We start from the raw sequence: 16,909 nt of genomic DNA on the forward strand, positions 1-16,909 counted from the left end.
TACGCGACCTTCCCGCAGGTCGGTCCGAGCTGTGCGAGGCCCGACGAGTGGGCTTGGTGAGGCGAAGTGTTGGGCTTCGCTGCGCTGACCTACCTAGCGGAAAAAAGCGAGGCCTACGCAAGCCCGCCCCAGCCCAGGGTCAGCGCCGCCAGCGCCAGGTAACGTCCCGCCTTGGCCAGGGTCACCAGGGCCAGGAACACCCAGAAGGACTCGCGCATTACCCCGGCCACCAGGGTCAGCGGATCGCCGATCACCGGCATCCAGGCCAGCAGCAGCGACCAGCGTCCGTAGCGGTGGTAGAAGACCTGCGCCCGCTGCATCTGCGCGGGTTTCACCGGGAACCAGCGGCGTTCGCGGAAATGCTCTACGTAGCGTCCCAGCAGCCAGTTCAGCAGTGAGCCCAGCACATTGCCGAAAGTCGCCACGGCCACCAGCGCCCATACCGGATGGGCCTTGGCCAGCAGCAGCCCGACCAGCACCGCTTCCGATTGCAGGGGCAGCAGGGTGGCGGCGCCGAAGGCGGAGAGGAACAGGCCCAGATAGGCGGTGAGTGCCAGCACGCGGGTGTCTCGGAGGAAGGGGGCGCCAGTGTGGCGAGCCCGGCATGGGCGGACAAGCCGGTAAGCGGATTGAAAGGCTGATCCGTTAGAATGGGCGCAGTCTGACAATGGAAAAACGGGGGCGTCGACTCCAGAGTTACGGAGCCGGCTTGATCCTGACCCCCTCTGATCTTTGGTGCCTTTATGCGTAGAGCTTCCCATCATGAGTTGCGCACGGCCTTTCGTGCGCTGCTGAACTCGGATTCCTGCTTCCACACCGCTTCGGTGTTCGACCCCATGTCCGCCCGAATCGCCGCTGACCTCGGTTTCGAAGTCGGCATCCTCGGCGGTTCGGTCGCTTCCCTGCAAGTGCTGGCCGCGCCCGACTTCGCCCTGATTACCTTGAGCGAATTCGTCGAGCAGGCCACCCGCATTGGCCGCGTTTCGCGCCTGCCGGTAATTGCCGACGCCGACCACGGCTACGGCAATGCCCTCAACGTCATGCGCACCGTGGTCGAACTGGAGCGCGCCGGCATCGCCGCGTTGACTATCGAGGACACCCTGTTGCCGGCGCAGTTCGGCCGCAAGTCCACCGACCTGATCCCGGTGGAAGAAGGCGTCGGCAAGATCCGCGCGGCCCTGGAAGCGCGCGTCGATCCGGAGCTCGCCATCATCGCCCGGACCAACGCCGGCGTGCTCAGCGTCGACGAAGTCATCCTGCGTACCAAGGCCTACGAGGCCGCCGGCGCCGACGGCATCTGCATGGTCGGCGTGGCCGACTTCGAGCACCTGGAGGCGATCGCCGAGCACCTGAACGTGCCGCTGATGCTGGTCACCTACGGCAACCCCAAGCTGCGCGACAACGAACGCCTCGCCCGTCTCGGCGTGCGTATCGTGGTCAACGGCCACGCTGCCTACTTCGCCGCCATCAAGGCCACCTACGACTGCCTGCGCGAGCAGCGCCAGGTCGCCACCGGCACCGAGCTCAGCGCCACCGAACTGACTCACAAGTACACCTTGCCCGAGGACTACATCGTCTGGGCCGAGGAATTCATGAACGTGAAGGAATAGGGCGCTCGCCCATCAGGGCGCGACCTCCACTTGTCGCCAGCCGACCCCCACACTTGCAAAAGTCCACCGGCTGACCCCATAACTCGGGCAGCACCCTAAAGGCATGTGGGAGGTCAGCATGGCCAGTGGTTGGGCCGGCGACGGCGCCGTCCAGGAACAGATCGACAGCACCATCGAAGACGCCATTCAGCGCGCACGCAGCCAGCTGCCAAAAGGCGAAAGCCTGACGCACTGCGAAGAGTGCGACGCCCCCATCCCCGAAGCCCGCCGCAAGGCCATCCCCGGCGTGCGCCTGTGCGTCGCCTGCCAGACCGAACATGACAAGGAAAGCGCCGCCTTTGCCGGGTACAACCGGCGGGGGAGCAAGGATAGTCAGTTGCGTTGAGGCAAGCGCCTTGCAGGGTTACAAACGACTTTGGGCCTTGTCGTAGACTGCACCACCCTCGCGCTTGCCGACTCCGATCACCACCACGGTAATGCGTTGGTCTTCGACCCGGTACACCAGTCGGCAACCGGCGGTGCGGAGTTTGATCTTGAAGCAGTCGGGCATCCCGTGAAGTGCATCGCCTGGATCCGCGGCCGTTGCAACCGCTCTTTCAGCTTCTTTTTGAATTGCTGCCCGATGGTATCGCCGAGCTTGCGCCATTCCTTCAGCGCCGAAGGCAGGAACTCCAGTTCATAGGTCATCGAGGCTGACTTTCACTCCCTTTTCGTGGGCACGGCTGCGGACGATTTCGGCCAGCGCCTGATCGTCCAGGTATTCCATCAGTGCTTCGAAGGTTTCAGCCGGGACCATGTAGGCCATGACCTTGTTGTGGTTGAGAACGGCTACAGGCGCACCTTTGGCGCCGGACACCACGGCCGAGGGATTTTTCTTCAGCTCGGAAACGCTGACAGCAACATTGGCAAGTACGCTTTGCATGAATTCGGCTCCAGAAATTTGGGCCAAATTCCGGTCTTTTTGTCGTTGTGACTCAAGCCGGAGTTTCCGTCAGGCGAATCACCCGGTCTCAGAACAGGCAATACCGCTGCGCTATCGGCAGCACCGCGTCACTCCAGAATCAGCTGCATGAAGGTCAGGTCCAGCCAGCGACCGAACTTGCGGCCCACCTGGGGCATCTGCCCGGTGGTGACGAAGCCGAGACGCTCGTGGAGGCGGATGGAGGCGGTGTTCTCGCGCTCGATGGCGGCGACCATCACGTGCAGGCCGGCCTGGCGGGCGCGCTCGATCAGCGCCTGCATCAGTGCCGGACCGAGGCCCTGGCCGCGCTGGTCGCCACTCACGTATACCGAATGTTCAACGGTATGGCGGAAGCCCTCGATGGTGCGCCAGGTGCCGTAGCTCGCGTAGCCGAGCACCTGGCCGGCATCGTTCACCGCCACCAGCACCGGAAAGCCGGCGGCGTTGCGCTCGGCCAGCCAGGCACGGCGGTTGGCCAGGTCCACCAGGGTTTCGTTCCAGATCGCCGTGGTGTTCTCCACGGCGTCGTTGTAGATGGCGAGGATGCCGGGAAGGTCGGCTTCTGCCGCATCACGAATGTTCATGTTTCCGGTCTCCAGGACGTCGTTCAAGGTCGTAGCGAGCGCAGCTCAGGCCGTGCGAGGGTTCGATGCAGTGGGGATCACGCTTCTGGCGGAACGCTGCCCGTCCCACCCTGCTAGGGCACCAGGTAGTTCTTCACCCCGGTGAAGATGATCTGCGCGGCGAGGGCGCAGACGAACAGGCCCATCAGGCGGCTGACGATCTGCAGGCCCTGGTCGCCGAGGATGCGTTCGATGCGGTCGGAGAGGTAGAGGATGGCGCCCACGGTGGCGGCGGCGATGGCAATGGCGAACAGCGCGGTGAGCTTGTCCTCCCAGTGCACGTGCCCGGCGCCCATCACCAGCATGGCGCCGATGGTGCCGGGGCCGACGGTCAGCGGGATGGTCAGCGGCACGATGGTGACGTCCTGCTGCACGTTGTCCGCCTGCACCGCCGAGTTGCCCTGGGCCATGCCGAGGGCGGAGATGAACAGAACGGTGCCGGCGCCGATGCGGAAGGCATCGATGGTGATGCCGAAGACATTGAAGATGGCCTGGCCGAACAGGTAGAGCAGGGCGCTGGCCACCAGGGTGCCGAGGGCGACTTTCCAGGCGAGTTTCTTGCGTTCCCTCACCGTGTGGCCGCGGGTGAGGGAAATGAAGCAGGAGAGCACGAAGAAGGGGCTATAGAGCACCAGCATCTTCAGATACAGGCTGGAAAGACTTTCGAGCATCGAGGGGCATCCGTTCGTGACTGCAGGGCCGCTCATCAGTGTAGAGGCTGCCCTGCCATTGGGCGCACAACTATAACCGCACGAGGGCAGTCTACTAACCTGACTGCACCGGGTCGTTTCGTCGCGCAGGGAGCCGTTGATGGCGCACTTGAGCTTCACTCCCAACCTGCAACGTCACCTCGATGTCCCCGAACTGGATGTCACGGCGCTTACCGTGGCCGAGGCGCTGGAAGCCGCCTTCGTCGCCAATCCGCGCCTGCGCAGCTACCTGCTGGATGACCAGGGCCGCCTGCGCCGCCATGTGGCGATCTTCGTCGACGCCCAGCAAGTCAGCGACCGTCGCCGCCTCAGCGACCCGGTGGGGCCGGCCAGCGACATCTTCGTGGTCCAGGCGTTGTCCGGCGGTTGAGCCGGTACAAGGAGAATCAGCATGAGCCGATGCATCCACGTGGCAACCCGCAAGGGGCTGCTGTGTTTCGAGCCCGAAGGCGACGGCTGGCGCCTGGCGCGCCAGGACTTCCTGGGCGAACCCGTGAGCATGCTGCTGGCCGACCCCCGCGATGGCCACCTCTATGCCGCCCTGCACCTGGGCCATTTCGGCCCCAAGCTGTGGCGCTCGGCGGACGCCGGGCAGAACTGGACGGAAGTGGCCGCTCCGGCTTTTCCCCCGGCAGCGGAGGGCGAAGATGGGCCCTCGGTGGAGATGATCTGGTGCCTGGAGGCGGGAGGCGCCGACCAGCCCGGCGTGCTCTGGGCCGGCACCATTCCTGGTGGCCTGTTCAAGTCCCGTGACCGGGGCAGTTCCTGGGAACTGGTGGACAGCCTCTGGCAGCGCCCGGAGCGGGCCAACTGGTTCGGTGGCGGCTACGACCAGCCGGGTATCCACTCCATCTGCGTCGACCCGCGCAACAGCCGGCACCTGACCCTGGCGGTGTCCTGCGGCGGCATCTGGCACAGCGAGGACGAAGGCGCCAGCTGGAACCACCGCACCCGTGGCATGCGCGCCGCCTACATGCCGCCGGAGCGCGCCGAGGACCCGGACATCCAGGACCCGCACCGCATGGTGGCCTGCCCGGCGGACCCGGAGCGGCTCTGGGTGCAGCATCACAGCGGCATCTTCGTCAGTTCCGATCGCGGGCTGAACTGGCGGGAGATCGAGCAGGCCGGGCCGTCCACCTTCGGCTTCGCGGTGGCGGTGCACCCGTCCGACCCGGACTGCGCCTGGTTCGTGCCGGCGGTGAAGGATGAATGCCGGGTGCCCGTCGACCAGCGCCTGCGGGTCACCCGCACCCGTGATGGCGGCAGGCATTTCGAGGTCCTGGAACAGGGGCTGCCGCAGCAGCTCTGTTATGACCTGGTGTATCGCCACGGGCTGGACGTGGACGGCAGCGGGCAGTGCCTGGCGATGGGCTCCACCACCGGGCACCTGTGGGTGTCCGGGGACCAGGGGGACAGTTGGGTGCTGGCGGCGGGGCATTTGCCGCCGATCTTTGCGGTGAGGTGGGGGTAGCGGGTCCGGCCAGCAGTCCGTTGTGGGGGTGAATCTATTCGCTATGGGCGGCGAAGCCGCCCATAGCGGGATCTGAAGGGCGAACCTGCGGTCCGCATAGCGATTGAAATCGCCCCCACAGGTATTACTCCTGTTCAGTGCAAGGGTGGGCTTCAGCCCACCAGCAAGGCTGGGGCGTCGTCAGCTGTGCATCGCGTGGCGGTCGCGCATTTCCTTTTCGGCCACCCAGTACTCGATCAGCTCGCGCAGTTGCGAGAGTTCCACCGGTTTGGCCATGTGCCCGTCCATGCCGGCGAGGCGGGCGCGTTCCTTGTGTTCGCTGAGGATGTGGGCGGTCAGGGCGACCACCGGGGTGCGCGGGCGCTGTTCCAGGTTTTCCCAGTGGCGCAGCATCTCGGTGGCGGTGAAACCGTCCAGCACCGGCATCTCGCAGTCCATCAGCACCAGGTCGTAGTGCTGGTTCTTCATGGCGCTCAGGGCTTCCTCGCCGTTGCTGGCGGTATCCGGCTCGAGGTTGAGCTTGCTCAGCATGCCGCGAATCACCTTCGTGGAAATGCTGTTGTCCTCGGCCACCAGGATGCGGAAGTCACTGGGTACATGCAGCGGCTGGCTGACCTGCGAGCCCGGCAGGGAGATGGCGCCCCCCTCCTTGCGCTGGTTGAGTTCGTCGGCCAGCGTGGCCTTCAGTGTATAGCCGGCCACCGGCTTGGCGAGGATGCGCTTGATACCTGCGTTGCGCGCAATGATCTTGCTCGGCGCGTTGCTGATGCCGGTGAGCATGATGATCAGGATGTCGTGGCTGAGGCTGGGGTCTTCCTTGATCTTGGCCGCCAGCTGCATGCCGGTCATGCCGGGCATGTCCTGGTCCAGCAGGACCACGTCGAAATACTCCTTGAGGTGCGCCTTGGTGCGCAGCAGGGCCAGGGCCTCCTTGCCGGAGGGCACGGCGCTGACCTGCAGGCCCCAGGCGCTGCACTGCTGCACCAGTACCTTGCGGCAGGTGTCGTTGTCGTCGACCACCAGCAGGCGCGCGCCTTCCAGCGGGCTGTCGAGGTCGGCGGTGGGGCGAATCAGGTGCTGGGCGTCCAGCGGCAGGGTCAGCCAGAGCGTGCTGCCCTGGCCGGAACCGCTCTGGATGCCGAATTCGCCGCTCATCAGGCGCACGAGCTGGCGGGCGATGACCAGGCCCAGGCGGCCACCGAGCTTGGAGGAGGCGAGGAAATCGCTGCTCTGCAGTTCGGCGTTGAGCAGTGCCGCGCGCTCGCTGGCGTCCAGGGGCCGGCCGCTGTCCTGTACGGCAAAGCGCAGGCGCGGTTGCGGGGTGCTGTTGTCCAGGGCCACCACCAGGAGGATTTCGCCTTCGTCGGTCTGCTTGAAGGCGTTGTCCAGCAGGCTGAGGAGAACCTGCCGCAGGCGCGTGGGGTCGCCGCTGACGACGCGGGGCACCTGGGGCTGCATGAAGCTGATGAGCTCGACCCGTTGCTGCTCGGCCTTGGCGCGGAAGATGTCGAGGCAATCGTCGACCAGGGCGTTGAGGTCGAACTGCACGTCGTCCAGCTCGATCTGGCCGGACTCCAGCTTGGAGATGTCGAGGATCTCGTTGATCAGGGTGAGCAGTTCGTTGCCGGAGCTGTGGATGGTCTGCACGTAGTCGCGCTGCTTGGCCGACAGCGGGGTGCCCAGGAGCAGCTCGGTCATGCCCAGCACGCCGTTCATCGGGGTGCGGATCTCGTGGCTGATCTTGGCGAGGAATTCACCCTTGGCCTTGAGTTCGGCGGAGCTGGCGGCCAAGGCGCGGCTGGCGCTGAAGGCTTCGTGCTGGAGGCGCTGCTGGCGTTCGCTCAGGGCCATGCTGAGGAACACGCCGCTGATGGTGGAAATCGCCAGCAGGGCGTAGGCAAGCCAGTCGGACTGCATCTGCCAGTAGCCGAACAGCGCCGGCAGGGCGCCGAGGATGGCGACGCAGAACACCCCCAGGGCCAGGCTGAACAGCCGCGCCGGGCGATAGCCATGGCGCCAGTGGTCGATGGCGAGGGCGAACATGCTGAGGCTGGCGATGGCGGCCAGCACGTAGACCAGCTGGTTGAACTGCAGCTCGGTGATGATCAGCAGGAGGATGGCGGTCAGCGCGATCAGCACGATCTCGCCCAGCAGCAGGCCGGTGAGCGGCGTGCTCGGGCAGACCTTGTGGAAGAAGCTGAGGGTGAAGGCGAGGGTGCAGACCATGGCGGTCAGCATGGCCAGGTTGGCGATCTGCGGCTGTGCGCTCTGCCAGTCGCCCAGCCAGGGCGAGCTGATGCCCAGCAGGCTGACGCCGGTGACGATCAGGCTGCCCTGTGCGGCAGCGAGCCAGAGGCTGACGCCAGCGCGTGAGTACGCGTAGCGCATCAGGTTGTAGAAGACCAGCATGGCGAGGCCGCCCAGCAGCAGGCCGAAGAGCAGCGGACGGGTGTCGTCGGCGGCCATCAGGGCGGCGGCTTGCAGCGTCACGGTGGGGCGCAGGGCGTGTTCCGAGGCCATGCGCAGGTAAAGGTCCAAGGGCTCCTGCCGGACGGGCAGGGGCAGGAGGAAATCACGGCTGGGCAGCGGGCGTTCGCTGAAGGGCAGGCGGCTGCCGGTGCGGGTATGGGCCACCAGTTCGTCGCCCTTGAGGACGTAAAGGTCGAGGTAGGCCAGGTAGGGGGCGAAGACCCGCAGCAATTGCTCGTTCTGGACGGGCGGAAGCTGGTAGTGCAGCCACAGGGCGCTGCCGCCGCCGGGGGTGTAGAGCTGGTCGAGTTCGATCGGGGTGAACTGGGAGAGGGCCTGCTGGGTGCGGATCTCCTGCAGCTGAAGGTTGGCGCCGGGATCGAGCAGCATGCTCCATTGCCGCTCTTCGGCCGCCTGGGCGGGCAGCAGATGAATCAGGGCCAGTATCAGGCTGGCGATCAATCCTGTGGCAGTCCTGAGCCGGAGCACGGTCGAAGTCCCTTCGTGGGTGAGTGGCCGGATTATAGACAAGGCCTTCTCGGGCGGAACATGACCAAGGCGGCCATCTGGCCGCCCTGGTGAGTACTCTGACTTCTTACCCTTCGCCGCGTTCCCGGGCAATGGCCCGGTAGCCGATGTCCTTGCGGTAGAAGCAGCCGTTCCAGCGGATCTTCTCCGCCAGGCGATAGGCCTGCTGCTGCGCGTCGGACACGCTGGCGCCGATGGCGGTGGCGCAGAGCACGCGACCGCCGGCAGTGACGATCTGGCCGTCCTTCTGCGCGGTGCCGGCGTGGAACACCTTGCCGTCCAGGGCCGCGGCGTCGTCCAGGCCCTCGATCACGTCACCCTTGGCGTAGTCGCCCGGGTAGCCGTCGGCGGCCAGCACCACGCCTACGGTGGGGCGCGGGTCCCAGGTGGCTTCGACCTTGTCCAGGGCCCTGGCCAGGGCGGCCTCGACCAAGAGGACCAGGGAGCTTTCCAGGCGCACCATGATCGGCTGGGTTTCCGGGTCGCCGAAGCGGCAGTTGAACTCGATGACCTTGGGCGCGCCGCTCTTGTCGATCATCAGGCCGGCGTAGAGGAAGCCGGTGTAGACGTTACCTTCCTCGGCCATGCCGCGCACGGTCGGGTAGATGACTTCTTCCATCACGCGCTTGTGCACGTCCGGGGTCACTACCGGAGCGGGGGAGTAGGCACCCATGCCGCCGGTGTTCGGGCCGGTATCGCCGTCGCCGACGCGCTTGTGGTCCTGGCTGGTGGCCATGGGCAGCACGTTCTGGCCGTCGACCATGACGATGAAGCTGGCTTCCTCGCCGTCGAGGAACTCTTCGATTACCACGCGGGAACCGGCGTCACCGAAGGCGTTGCCGGCGAGCATGTCGCGCACGGCGGCTTCGGCTTCCTCGAGAGTCATGGCGACGATCACGCCCTTGCCCGCGGCCAGGCCGTCGGCCTTGATGACAATGGGCGCGCCTTTCTCTTTCAGGTAGGCCAGGGCCGGCTCCACCTCGGTGAAGTTCTGGTAGGCGGCGGTGGGAATCTTGTGGCGGGCCAGGAAGTCCTTGGTGAAGGCCTTGGAGCCTTCCAGCTGGGCGGCGCCGGCGGTGGGGCCGAAGATGGCCAGGCCACGGGTGCGGAACAGGTCGACCACGCCTTTCACCAGCGGCGCTTCCGGGCCGACGATGGTGAGCTGGACGTTCTTCTCGGCGAAGTCGGCCAGTTGCTCCAGGGCCAGCACGTCGATGGCGACGTTCTCGCACTTGGCCTCGAGCGCGGTGCCGGCGTTGCCCGGAGCGACGAAGACCTTCTCGACGCGTGGGTCCTGGGCCACTTTCCAGGCCAGGGCGTGTTCGCGACCGCCGCTGCCGATGATGAGTACGTTCATAAATCTCTCCTGCGGAGAGAGCCTCAGGCCTCAGGCTACAGGCTACAGGCAAGAGCAGAAACGCTGTTGCCTGCAGCCTGCAGCTTGCAGCCTGCAGCCCTGCTGTTAATGCCTGAAGTGGCGCATACCGGTGAACACCATTGCGATTCCAGCCTCGTCGGCGGCGGCGATGACTTCGTTGTCACGCATGGAACCGCCCGGCTGGATCACGGCGGTGATGCCGGCCTTGGCCGCGTTGTCGATGCCGTCACGGAAGGGGAAGAAGGCGTCGGAAGCCATGACCGCGCCCTTCACCTCGAGGCCGGCATGCTCGGCCTTGATGGCGGCGATGCGGGCGGAGTTCACGCGGCTCATCTGGCCGGCGCCAACACCGACGGTCTGGCGGTTCTTGGCGTAGACGATGGCGTTGGACTTGACGAACTTGGCCACTTTCCAGGCGAAGATCAGGTCGTGGATTTCCTGCTCGCTCGGGGCGCGCTGGGTGACGATCTTCAGATCTTCTGCCTTGATCATGCCGATGTCGCGGCTCTGTACCAGCAGGCCGCCGTTGACGCGCTTGAAGTCCCAGCCAGCAGCGCGCTCGGCCGGCCACTCACCGCATTCCAGCAGGCGAACGTTGGCCTTGGCGGCGACCACTTCACGGGCGGCAGCGGAGATTTTCGGGGCGATGATCACTTCGACGAACTGGCGATCGACGATGGCCTTGGCGGTTTCACCGTCCAGCTCGCGGTTGAAGGCGATGATGCCGCCGAACGCGGATTCTGTGTCGGTGGCATAGGCCAGGTCGTAGGCCTTGCGGATGCCGCCTTCGTTCTCCGGCACCACGGCCACGCCGCAGGGGTTGGCGTGCTTGACGATGACGCAGGCCGGCTTGACGAAGCTCTTCACGCATTCCAGCGCGGCGTCGGTGTCGGCCACGTTGTTGAAGGAGAGTTCCTTGCCTTGCAGCTGAATGGCGGTGGAGACGCTGGCCTCGCCCTTCTTCGCTTCCACGTAGAACGCGGCGCTCTGGTGCGGGTTCTCGCCGTAGCGCATCTCCTGGGCTTTGATGAACTGGCTGTTGAAGGTGCGCGGGAAGGCGCCACGGCCTTCGGTGGACAGGGTGTCGCGGGTCTGGTCGATGGTGCCCAGGTAGTTGGCGATCATGCCGTCGTAGGCGGAGGTGTGCTCGAACGCCTTGAGGGCCAGGTCGAAACGCTGGGCGTAGGTCAGGCCGCCGGCCTTCAGGCTTTCGAGGACGCCGGCGTAGTCGCTGGCGTTGACCACGATGGCGACGTCCTTGTGGTTCTTCGCCGCGCTGCGAACCATGGTCGGGCCGCCGATATCGATGTTTTCGATGGCGGTGGGCAGGTCGCAGTCAGGTTTGGCGACGGTGGCCTCGAAGGGATAGAGGTTGACCGCGACCAGGTCGATCGGCTTGATGCCGTGCTGTTCCATCACCGCGCCGTCGAGGTCGCGGCGACCGAGGATGCCACCGTGGATCTTCGGGTGCAGGGTCTTTACGCGGCCGTCCATCATTTCCGGGAAGCCGGTGTAGTCGGCAACTTCCACGGCGGCGACGCCGTTGTCCTTGAGCAGCTTGTAGGTGCCGCCGGTGGAGAGGATCTCCACGCCAAGGGCAGCCAGCTCACGGGCGAAATCGACGATGCCGGTCTTGTCGGAGACGCTGATCAGGGCACGGCGAACGGGAAGGCGGGTGGTCTGGTCGGTCATTTCGGAACCATTCGAGTGGGAGAGGATTTGGCGGACGGGCCTGAAACTGGAAGCCGGAAGCTTGAACGTCGGGGTTCGTCCCGCTTCAGGCTTCCGGCTTCCAGCTTCCGCCCTTCAGAGCAGGTCGTATTGCTTGAGCTTCTTGCGCAGCGTGCCCCGGTTGAGGCCGAGCATTTCCGAAGCCTTGGTCTGGTTGCCCTTGACGTAGTTCATCACGGTTTCCAGCAGCGGCGCTTCCACTTCGGAAAGCACCAGGTTGTACACGTCCGTGACGGCGGCGCCCTCAAGATGGGCGAAATAGTTGTGCAGTGCCTTCTCGACACTGCCACGCAGGGTCTGGCCCTCCGCGGTCGGTGCCGTCAGGTGCTGTTTCAGGTTGGCGTTGTCGATCACGGGTGTTGCCCCATCAAAAAAATTCTCGGTCATCGTCGTCATGCGGCCTTTTCCCCTTCGTTGTGACGCTCGGCGAAGAACTCCCGAACGTTGGCGCACTGCGCGTCCGTGGACTCCAAACGATTGAACTTGGCGCGAAACTCCCTGGCGCCGGGCAGGGTTGCCAGATACCAGCCGACATGCTTGCGGGCGATGCGAACGCCCATCTCGTCGCCATAGAAGGCGTGCAATGCGGCCAGATGCTCCAGCAGTATCCGTTCCACCTCGATCAGATCCGGCGCCGGCAGAAGTTCACCGGTCGCCAGGTGATGCGCGATCTCGCGGAAGATCCAGGGGCGCCCCTGGGCCGCTCGACCGATCAGCAGGGCATCGGCGCCGGTGGCGTCGAGGACCTGCCTGGCTTTCTGTGGCGAGTCGATATCGCCGTTGGCGAAGACCGGAATGGACACCGCCTGCTTGATCGCTGCGATGGTGTCGTACTCGGCTTCGCCGGTGTACAGGTCGGCGCGGGTCCGGCCATGCACGGCCAGGGCCTGGATACCGGCCTGTTCGGCGATCTTCGCCACCGTGATGCCGTTCCTGTTCGATCGGTCCCAACCGGTACGGATCTTCAGGGTGACGGGCACGTCGACGGCCTTGACCACGGCGTCGAGGATGTCGGCCACCAGGGCCTCGTCCTTCATCAGCGCCGAGCCGGCGGCCTTGTTACAGACCTTCTTCGCCGGGCAGCCCATGTTGATGTCGATGATCTGTGCACCGAGCTCGACATTGGCCCTGGCCGCTTCCGCCAGCATTGCCGGATCGCCGCCGGCTATCTGGACGGAACGGGGCTCCGGATCCCCCTCGTGGAGCAGGCGCAGCCGCGACTTGCGGCTGTTCCACAGGCGCACGTCGCTGGTGACCATCTCCGATACCACCAGGCCGGCGCCGAGGCGGCGGCAAAGCTGGCGGAACGGCCGGTCGGTCACACCCGCCATGGGGGCGAGGATCACCTGATTGGGCAAGGCGTAAGGGCCAATGCTAACCGCCGACATGGGTCTTCCCTGTTTGGGGCCTGTGCTCTGTTGACTGCCAGGGTCCGTACGGAAGCGGGCTGCGCCTGGCTTGGCCAGTGCTCGCCGACGTCCTGCGCGGACCCTGAGGGAGTTCGAAAAAGGGTGGGCATGATACCCGCTCTCGATGACTGGATAAAGGCTGTTTTGAACAAATTCTGAACAGCCCCATGCTTATCACCGGGAGTTAGTAGTGGGCTGGAAGCGCCGTAATCCGGCGCTTTCGGCTCATTCCGGGGAGTGGAAGCTGAGGCTGTAGTTCACGGCCTTGGTGCCCGGGTCGAGGATGTCCAGGCTGATGTGAATGGGGGTTTGCGGCGGCATTTCCGTCTGCCCGGCCAGCTCGCCGGAGAGGTATTCGCCCGGCTTGAAGCGGCGACTGGCCAGCAGCTGGCCCTTGATGTCGGCGAAGCGCAGTTCCAGCAGCGGGAACGGCTGGGAGAAGGCCGCGCGGTTGTAGAGGATGGCATCGACCACCAGGGCGCCGGAGAACTCGGGGTGGCTGCGCACCACGAGGTTGCTGCTCTTGATCAGGTTGACGTCCACCTTCGAGGGCAGCTGGCAGCCGATTTCCGGGCAGATCTGCTGGAACCAGGGGCGGTACTGGTCCTGCCGGGCCAGTTCGTCGAAGTGGTACCAGATGTACTGGCCGGCCAGGGCTAGGGCGGCGACCAGGTTCAGCAGCGTCCAGCCGATCCAGCGGCCCCAGGGGCGCTTGCGTTCCTGCCAGTCCAGTTGCAGCGGCTCGTCGCTGAGCGCGAGCAGGCCGTCGTCGCGCAGGCCGGGCTCGCTGCGCTGATGCTGCGGGCCTGCCTGCTCGGCGAGCTGTGGTTCGTCCTGCTCGTCGTCGAAGTCGTCGTGCAGGTCATCGGGCTCGTCGTCGCGGGCGGAACCCAGACTGAAGTCCGGGCCCGGTTCGTCTTCCACCAGGTCCATGGACAGGTGCGGTTCGGTGCGTGGCGCCGGGGTGGGCCTGGGCGGTTCGGCCGGGGTGCGGCTGACCGGCTCGGCAATGGGCTCGGCGCGCAGTTCGAAGTCGGGTTCCGGCTCCGCATCAGCATCGGCGGTCATGGACGGCGCGGGTTCCTCGGCGTCCAGCAGGGCCTCGGCCCAGCCTTCATCATGCTGTGGCTCCGCTTGTGCCTCTTTGCGCGCCGGTGCGCCCGGGCCAAGCAGGTCGCGGGACAGGCGCTGCTCTTCCTGCTCAAGCTTGGCCAGTTCTTCGTCCAGGTCGAGGCTGTCCAGATCCAGGTCGTCGTGGATCCACAGGGGCTCGCCGGCCGGCTGGGCCGGTGGTGCGGCCTGTGGTGCAACCGGCGGCTTGAGCACGGTGGCGACACTGGGGACCGGGACTTCGGGCGCTACCGCTGCCTGCGGCGCCACCGGCCTGGGGGCTGGTGCGGCGGCGGCGGCGGGCGCCTTGGGGGGAGGAGATACCGGAACGGCCGCCTGGCCCTTGCTTGCCAACAGCTGTTGCGCCGCATTGAACACATGCAGGCAGGCACCGCAGCGCACGGCACCGTGGGCCACCGCCAACTGGGCGCGGCTGACGCGGAAACTGGTCTGGCAATGCGGGCACTGGGTGACGAAGCTGTCGGTCATGCGGCGATCCGGTCGAAACGAAAGGCTATTTTACTCGATCTGCTGGCTTTCAGCGGCGCACGCCACTGATGCGGACCCAGCCGTCCTTCTCCGCGGTGGGGTCGAGATCGAAGGCGTCGGCGTAGGCGGCGCGCACTTCCTCGGCCTGCTCGGCAAGGATGCCGGACAGCGCCAGCCTTCCGCCGGGAGCCACCAGGCTGGTGATCTGCGGGGCCAGCGAAACCAGCGGGCCGGCAAGGATGTTCGCCACCACCACTTCGGCGGGTTTGGCAGGCAGGTCGGCGGGGAGGTAGACCGGGAAGCGCGCCGGGTCGATGCCATTGCGCGTGGCGTTGTCGCGGGAGGCCTCCAGCGCCTGCGGGTCGATATCGGTGCCGACCGCCTGGCGCGCGCCCAGGAGTAGCGCGGCGATGGCGAGGATGCCCGAACCGCAGCCGAAATCCAGCACCTCGCAGCCGTCCAGTTCCTGGCCGTCCAGCCATTCCAGGCAGAGGGCGGTGGTCGGGTGGGTGCCGGTGCCAAAGGCCAGGCCCGGGTCCAGCAACAGGTTCACCGCGTCCGGCTCGGGGGCCTCGTGCCAGCTCGGCACGATCCACAGGCGGCGGCCGAAGCGCATGGGCTGGAAGTTGTCCATCCAGCTGCGTTCCCAGTCCTGGTCCTCGATGCGTTCGATCTGGTGTTCCGGCAGCGCGCCGCCGGTCAGCAGTTCCAGGTGCGCCACCAGGGCGGCTTCGTCGGTATCGGCTTCGAACAGGGCGAGCAGGTGAGTGTGGGACCACAGCGGCGTGGTGCCCAGGTCCGGCTCGAAGATCGGCTGATCTTCGGCGTCCATGAAGGTTACCGAGACGGCACCGACTTCCAGCAGGGCGTCTTCGTAGGTAGCCGCCTGTTCCGGGGTGATGGCGAGACGAACTTGTAACCAGGGCATGGGGAAGCTCCCTTCGGGAGCAGCTTCAAGCGGCAAGCTTCAAGCTGCAGGAAAAAAACGAGGGAGCGGCACTGCCGCTCCCCCTTGGGCTTCGCATGATACTGCTTGCAGCTTGCAGCTTGCAGCGTCAGTGCTTGTCCATGCCGAGTTTCTTTTCCAGGTAGTGGATGTTGATCCCACCCTTGCAGAAACCCTTGTCGCGAGTGAGGTCGCGGTGCAGCGGGATGTTGGTCTTGATCCCGTCGACGACGATCTCGTCCAGCGCATTGCGCATGCGCGCCATGGCTTCGTCACGGTCCTTGCCGTAGGTGATCAGCTTGCCGATCAGCGAGTCGTAGTTCGGCGGAACCGCGTAGCCGCTGTACAGGTGCGAATCGACGCGAACGCCGTTGCCACCCGGAGCGTGGAAGTAGTTCACCTTGCCGGGGCAGGGCATGAAGTTGTCCGGGTCTTCGGCGTTGATCCGGCATTCCAGCGCATGGCCGCGGATGACCACGTCTTCCTGCCTGATCGACAGCTTGTTGCCGGCGGCAATGCTGAGCATCTCCTTGACGATGTCGATGCCGGTGACCATTTCGGTAACCGGGTGCTCCACCTGCACGCGAGTGTTCATCTCGATGAAGTAGAAGCGGCCGTTCTCGTAAAGGAACTCGAAGGTGCCGGCGCCACGGTAGCCGATCTCGATGCAGGCCTGGACGCAGCGGTCCAGCACTTCGGCGCGGGCCTTCTCGTCGATGTCCGGAGCGGGGGCTTCTTCCAGCACCTTCTGGTGACGGCGCTGCAGGGAGCAGTCGCGGTCGCCCAGGTGGATGGCGTTACCCTGGCCGTCGGACAGAACCTGGACTTCGACGTGACGCGGGTTGGTGAGGAACTTCTCCAGGTAGACCATGGAGTTGCCGAACGCTGCACCGGCTTCGGTGCGGGTCAGCTTGGCCGCCTTGATCAGTTCTTCTTCCTCGAAGACTACGCGCATGCCGCGACCACCACCGCCACCGGCGGCCTTGATGATCACCGGATAGCCCACTTCACGGGCGATGGCCAGGGCAGTTTCCTCGTCTTCCGGCAGCGGGCCGTCGGAGCCCGGCACGGTCGGTACGCCGGCACGCTTCATGGCGTCCTTGGCGGAAACCTTGTCGCCCATCAGGCGAATGGTGTCGGCTTTCGGACCGATGAAGGCGAAGCCGGATTTCTCCACCTGTTCGGCGAAGTCGGCGTTCTCGGCGAGGAAGCCGTAGCCCGGGTGGATCGCGGTAGCGCCGGTCAGTTCGGCGGCGCTGATGATCGCCGGGATGCTCAGGTAGGACTGGGCGGCCGAAGCCGGGCCGATGCAGACGGTCTCGTCGGCCAGGGACAGGTGCATCAGCTCACGGTCGGCCGTGGAGTGCACCGCCACCGTCTTGATGCCCAGCTCCTTGCAGGCGCGCAGGATGCGCAGGGCGATCTCGCCACGGTTGGCGATCAGGACTTTTTCCAACATCGCAGGCTCTCCGCG

At 65.7% G+C, this 16,909-nt stretch carries 16 protein-coding genes and 1 pseudogene; 4 read left to right on the forward strand and 13 right to left on the reverse strand.

The annotated features are described in order from the left end of the window. Positions 1 to 113 precede the first annotated feature (113 nt). Entirely contained in the window at positions 114 to 560 is a 447-nt protein-coding gene (locus ACFW0B_RS06370; RefSeq protein WP_449147097.1) for a YqaA family protein, read from the reverse strand. 183 nt (positions 561 to 743) lie between these two features. Between ACFW0B_RS06370 and ACFW0B_RS06375 the strand changes: the two genes are divergently transcribed. Beyond that, the gene (locus tag ACFW0B_RS06375; RefSeq protein WP_449147098.1) at positions 744 to 1,610 is read left to right on the forward strand and encodes an isocitrate lyase/PEP mutase family protein; all 867 of its coding nucleotides are present in this window, start codon (positions 744 to 746) and stop codon (positions 1,608 to 1,610) included. 118 nt (positions 1,611 to 1,728) lie between these two features. Beyond that, on the forward strand, positions 1,729 to 1,995 hold the full coding sequence (locus ACFW0B_RS06380; protein WP_449147099.1) for a DksA/TraR family C4-type zinc finger protein: 267 nt from the start codon (positions 1,729 to 1,731) through the stop codon (positions 1,993 to 1,995). A gap of 18 nt (positions 1,996 to 2,013) precedes the next feature. On the opposite strand, the pseudogene ACFW0B_RS06385 reads toward ACFW0B_RS06380, so the two are convergent. The 4 genes and pseudogenes from ACFW0B_RS06385 to ACFW0B_RS06400 form a co-directional block, all read right to left on the reverse strand. Next, positions 2,014 to 2,234 (reverse strand): annotated as a pseudogene (locus ACFW0B_RS06385) (type II toxin-antitoxin system RelE family toxin). Positions 2,235 to 2,286: 52 nt separating this feature from the next. Further along, on the reverse strand, positions 2,287 to 2,532 hold the full coding sequence (locus ACFW0B_RS06390) for a type II toxin-antitoxin system Phd/YefM family antitoxin (protein ID WP_179062377.1): 246 nt from the start codon (positions 2,530 to 2,532) through the stop codon (positions 2,287 to 2,289). A gap of 128 nt (positions 2,533 to 2,660) precedes the next feature. Further along, positions 2,661 to 3,155: a GNAT family N-acetyltransferase gene (locus ACFW0B_RS06395; RefSeq protein WP_449147100.1), complete on the reverse strand. Its 495-nt coding sequence runs from the start codon at positions 3,153 to 3,155 to the stop codon at positions 2,661 to 2,663. A 113-nt stretch (positions 3,156 to 3,268) separates the two neighbouring features. Then, positions 3,269 to 3,865, reverse strand: a complete 597-nt coding sequence (locus tag ACFW0B_RS06400; RefSeq protein ID WP_449147101.1) for a MarC family protein — start codon at positions 3,863 to 3,865, stop codon at positions 3,269 to 3,271. Positions 3,866 to 4,004: 139 nt separating this feature from the next. Here ACFW0B_RS06400 and ACFW0B_RS06405 point away from each other — a divergent pair, with 139 nt between their 5' ends. Both ACFW0B_RS06405 and ACFW0B_RS06410 read left to right on the forward strand, forming a co-directional pair. After that, a complete protein-coding gene (locus ACFW0B_RS06405; RefSeq protein ID WP_449147102.1) occupies positions 4,005 to 4,274 on the forward strand; it encodes a ubiquitin family protein in 270 nt (89 codons plus the stop codon). A gap of 21 nt (positions 4,275 to 4,295) precedes the next feature. Next, positions 4,296 to 5,375, forward strand: a complete 1,080-nt coding sequence (locus ACFW0B_RS06410) for a WD40/YVTN/BNR-like repeat-containing protein (RefSeq protein ID WP_449147103.1) — start codon at positions 4,296 to 4,298, stop codon at positions 5,373 to 5,375. Positions 5,376 to 5,555: 180 nt separating this feature from the next. On the opposite strand, the gene ACFW0B_RS06415 is transcribed toward ACFW0B_RS06410, so the two are convergent. The 8 genes from ACFW0B_RS06415 to accC all read right to left on the reverse strand — a co-directional run bounded on the left by ACFW0B_RS06415 (position 5,556) and on the right by accC (position 16,894). Beyond that, positions 5,556 to 8,333 (reverse strand): hybrid sensor histidine kinase/response regulator, encoded by a 2,778-nt coding sequence (locus ACFW0B_RS06415; RefSeq protein WP_459251688.1) that lies wholly within the window; start codon positions 8,331 to 8,333, stop codon positions 5,556 to 5,558. Positions 8,334 to 8,439: 106 nt separating this feature from the next. Further along, on the reverse strand, positions 8,440 to 9,729 hold the full coding sequence (gene purD / locus ACFW0B_RS06420) for a phosphoribosylamine--glycine ligase (protein ID WP_449147105.1): 1,290 nt from the start codon (positions 9,727 to 9,729) through the stop codon (positions 8,440 to 8,442). Positions 9,730 to 9,834: 105 nt separating this feature from the next. After that, on the reverse strand, positions 9,835 to 11,442 hold the full coding sequence (gene purH, locus ACFW0B_RS06425) for a bifunctional phosphoribosylaminoimidazolecarboxamide formyltransferase/IMP cyclohydrolase (RefSeq protein WP_449147106.1): 1,608 nt from the start codon (positions 11,440 to 11,442) through the stop codon (positions 9,835 to 9,837). A 114-nt stretch (positions 11,443 to 11,556) separates the two neighbouring features. Then, the gene (fis, locus tag ACFW0B_RS06430; RefSeq protein WP_449147107.1) at positions 11,557 to 11,877 is read right to left on the reverse strand and encodes a DNA-binding transcriptional regulator Fis; all 321 of its coding nucleotides are present in this window, start codon (positions 11,875 to 11,877) and stop codon (positions 11,557 to 11,559) included. Beyond that, a complete protein-coding gene (gene dusB / locus ACFW0B_RS06435) occupies positions 11,874 to 12,869 on the reverse strand; it encodes a tRNA dihydrouridine synthase DusB (protein ID WP_449147108.1) in 996 nt (331 codons plus the stop codon). The genes fis and dusB overlap by 4 nt, the downstream gene beginning before the upstream one ends. A gap of 246 nt (positions 12,870 to 13,115) precedes the next feature. Next, the gene (locus ACFW0B_RS06440; RefSeq protein ID WP_449147109.1) at positions 13,116 to 14,489 is read right to left on the reverse strand and encodes a DUF3426 domain-containing protein; all 1,374 of its coding nucleotides are present in this window, start codon (positions 14,487 to 14,489) and stop codon (positions 13,116 to 13,118) included. Between the two features lie 49 nt (positions 14,490 to 14,538). After that, entirely contained in the window at positions 14,539 to 15,417 is an 879-nt protein-coding gene (prmA, locus tag ACFW0B_RS06445) for a 50S ribosomal protein L11 methyltransferase (protein WP_449147110.1), read from the reverse strand. Positions 15,418 to 15,544: 127 nt separating this feature from the next. Further along, complete coding sequence (accC, locus tag ACFW0B_RS06450; RefSeq protein ID WP_449147111.1) at positions 15,545 to 16,894, reverse strand: acetyl-CoA carboxylase biotin carboxylase subunit; 1,350 nt, start codon at positions 16,892 to 16,894, stop codon at positions 15,545 to 15,547. Positions 16,895 to 16,909: the final 15 nt, after the last annotated feature.

The sequence above is a fragment of the Metapseudomonas phytobenefica genome (assembly GCF_043392685.1).
GTDB lineage: Bacteria > Pseudomonadota > Gammaproteobacteria > Pseudomonadales > Pseudomonadaceae > Metapseudomonas.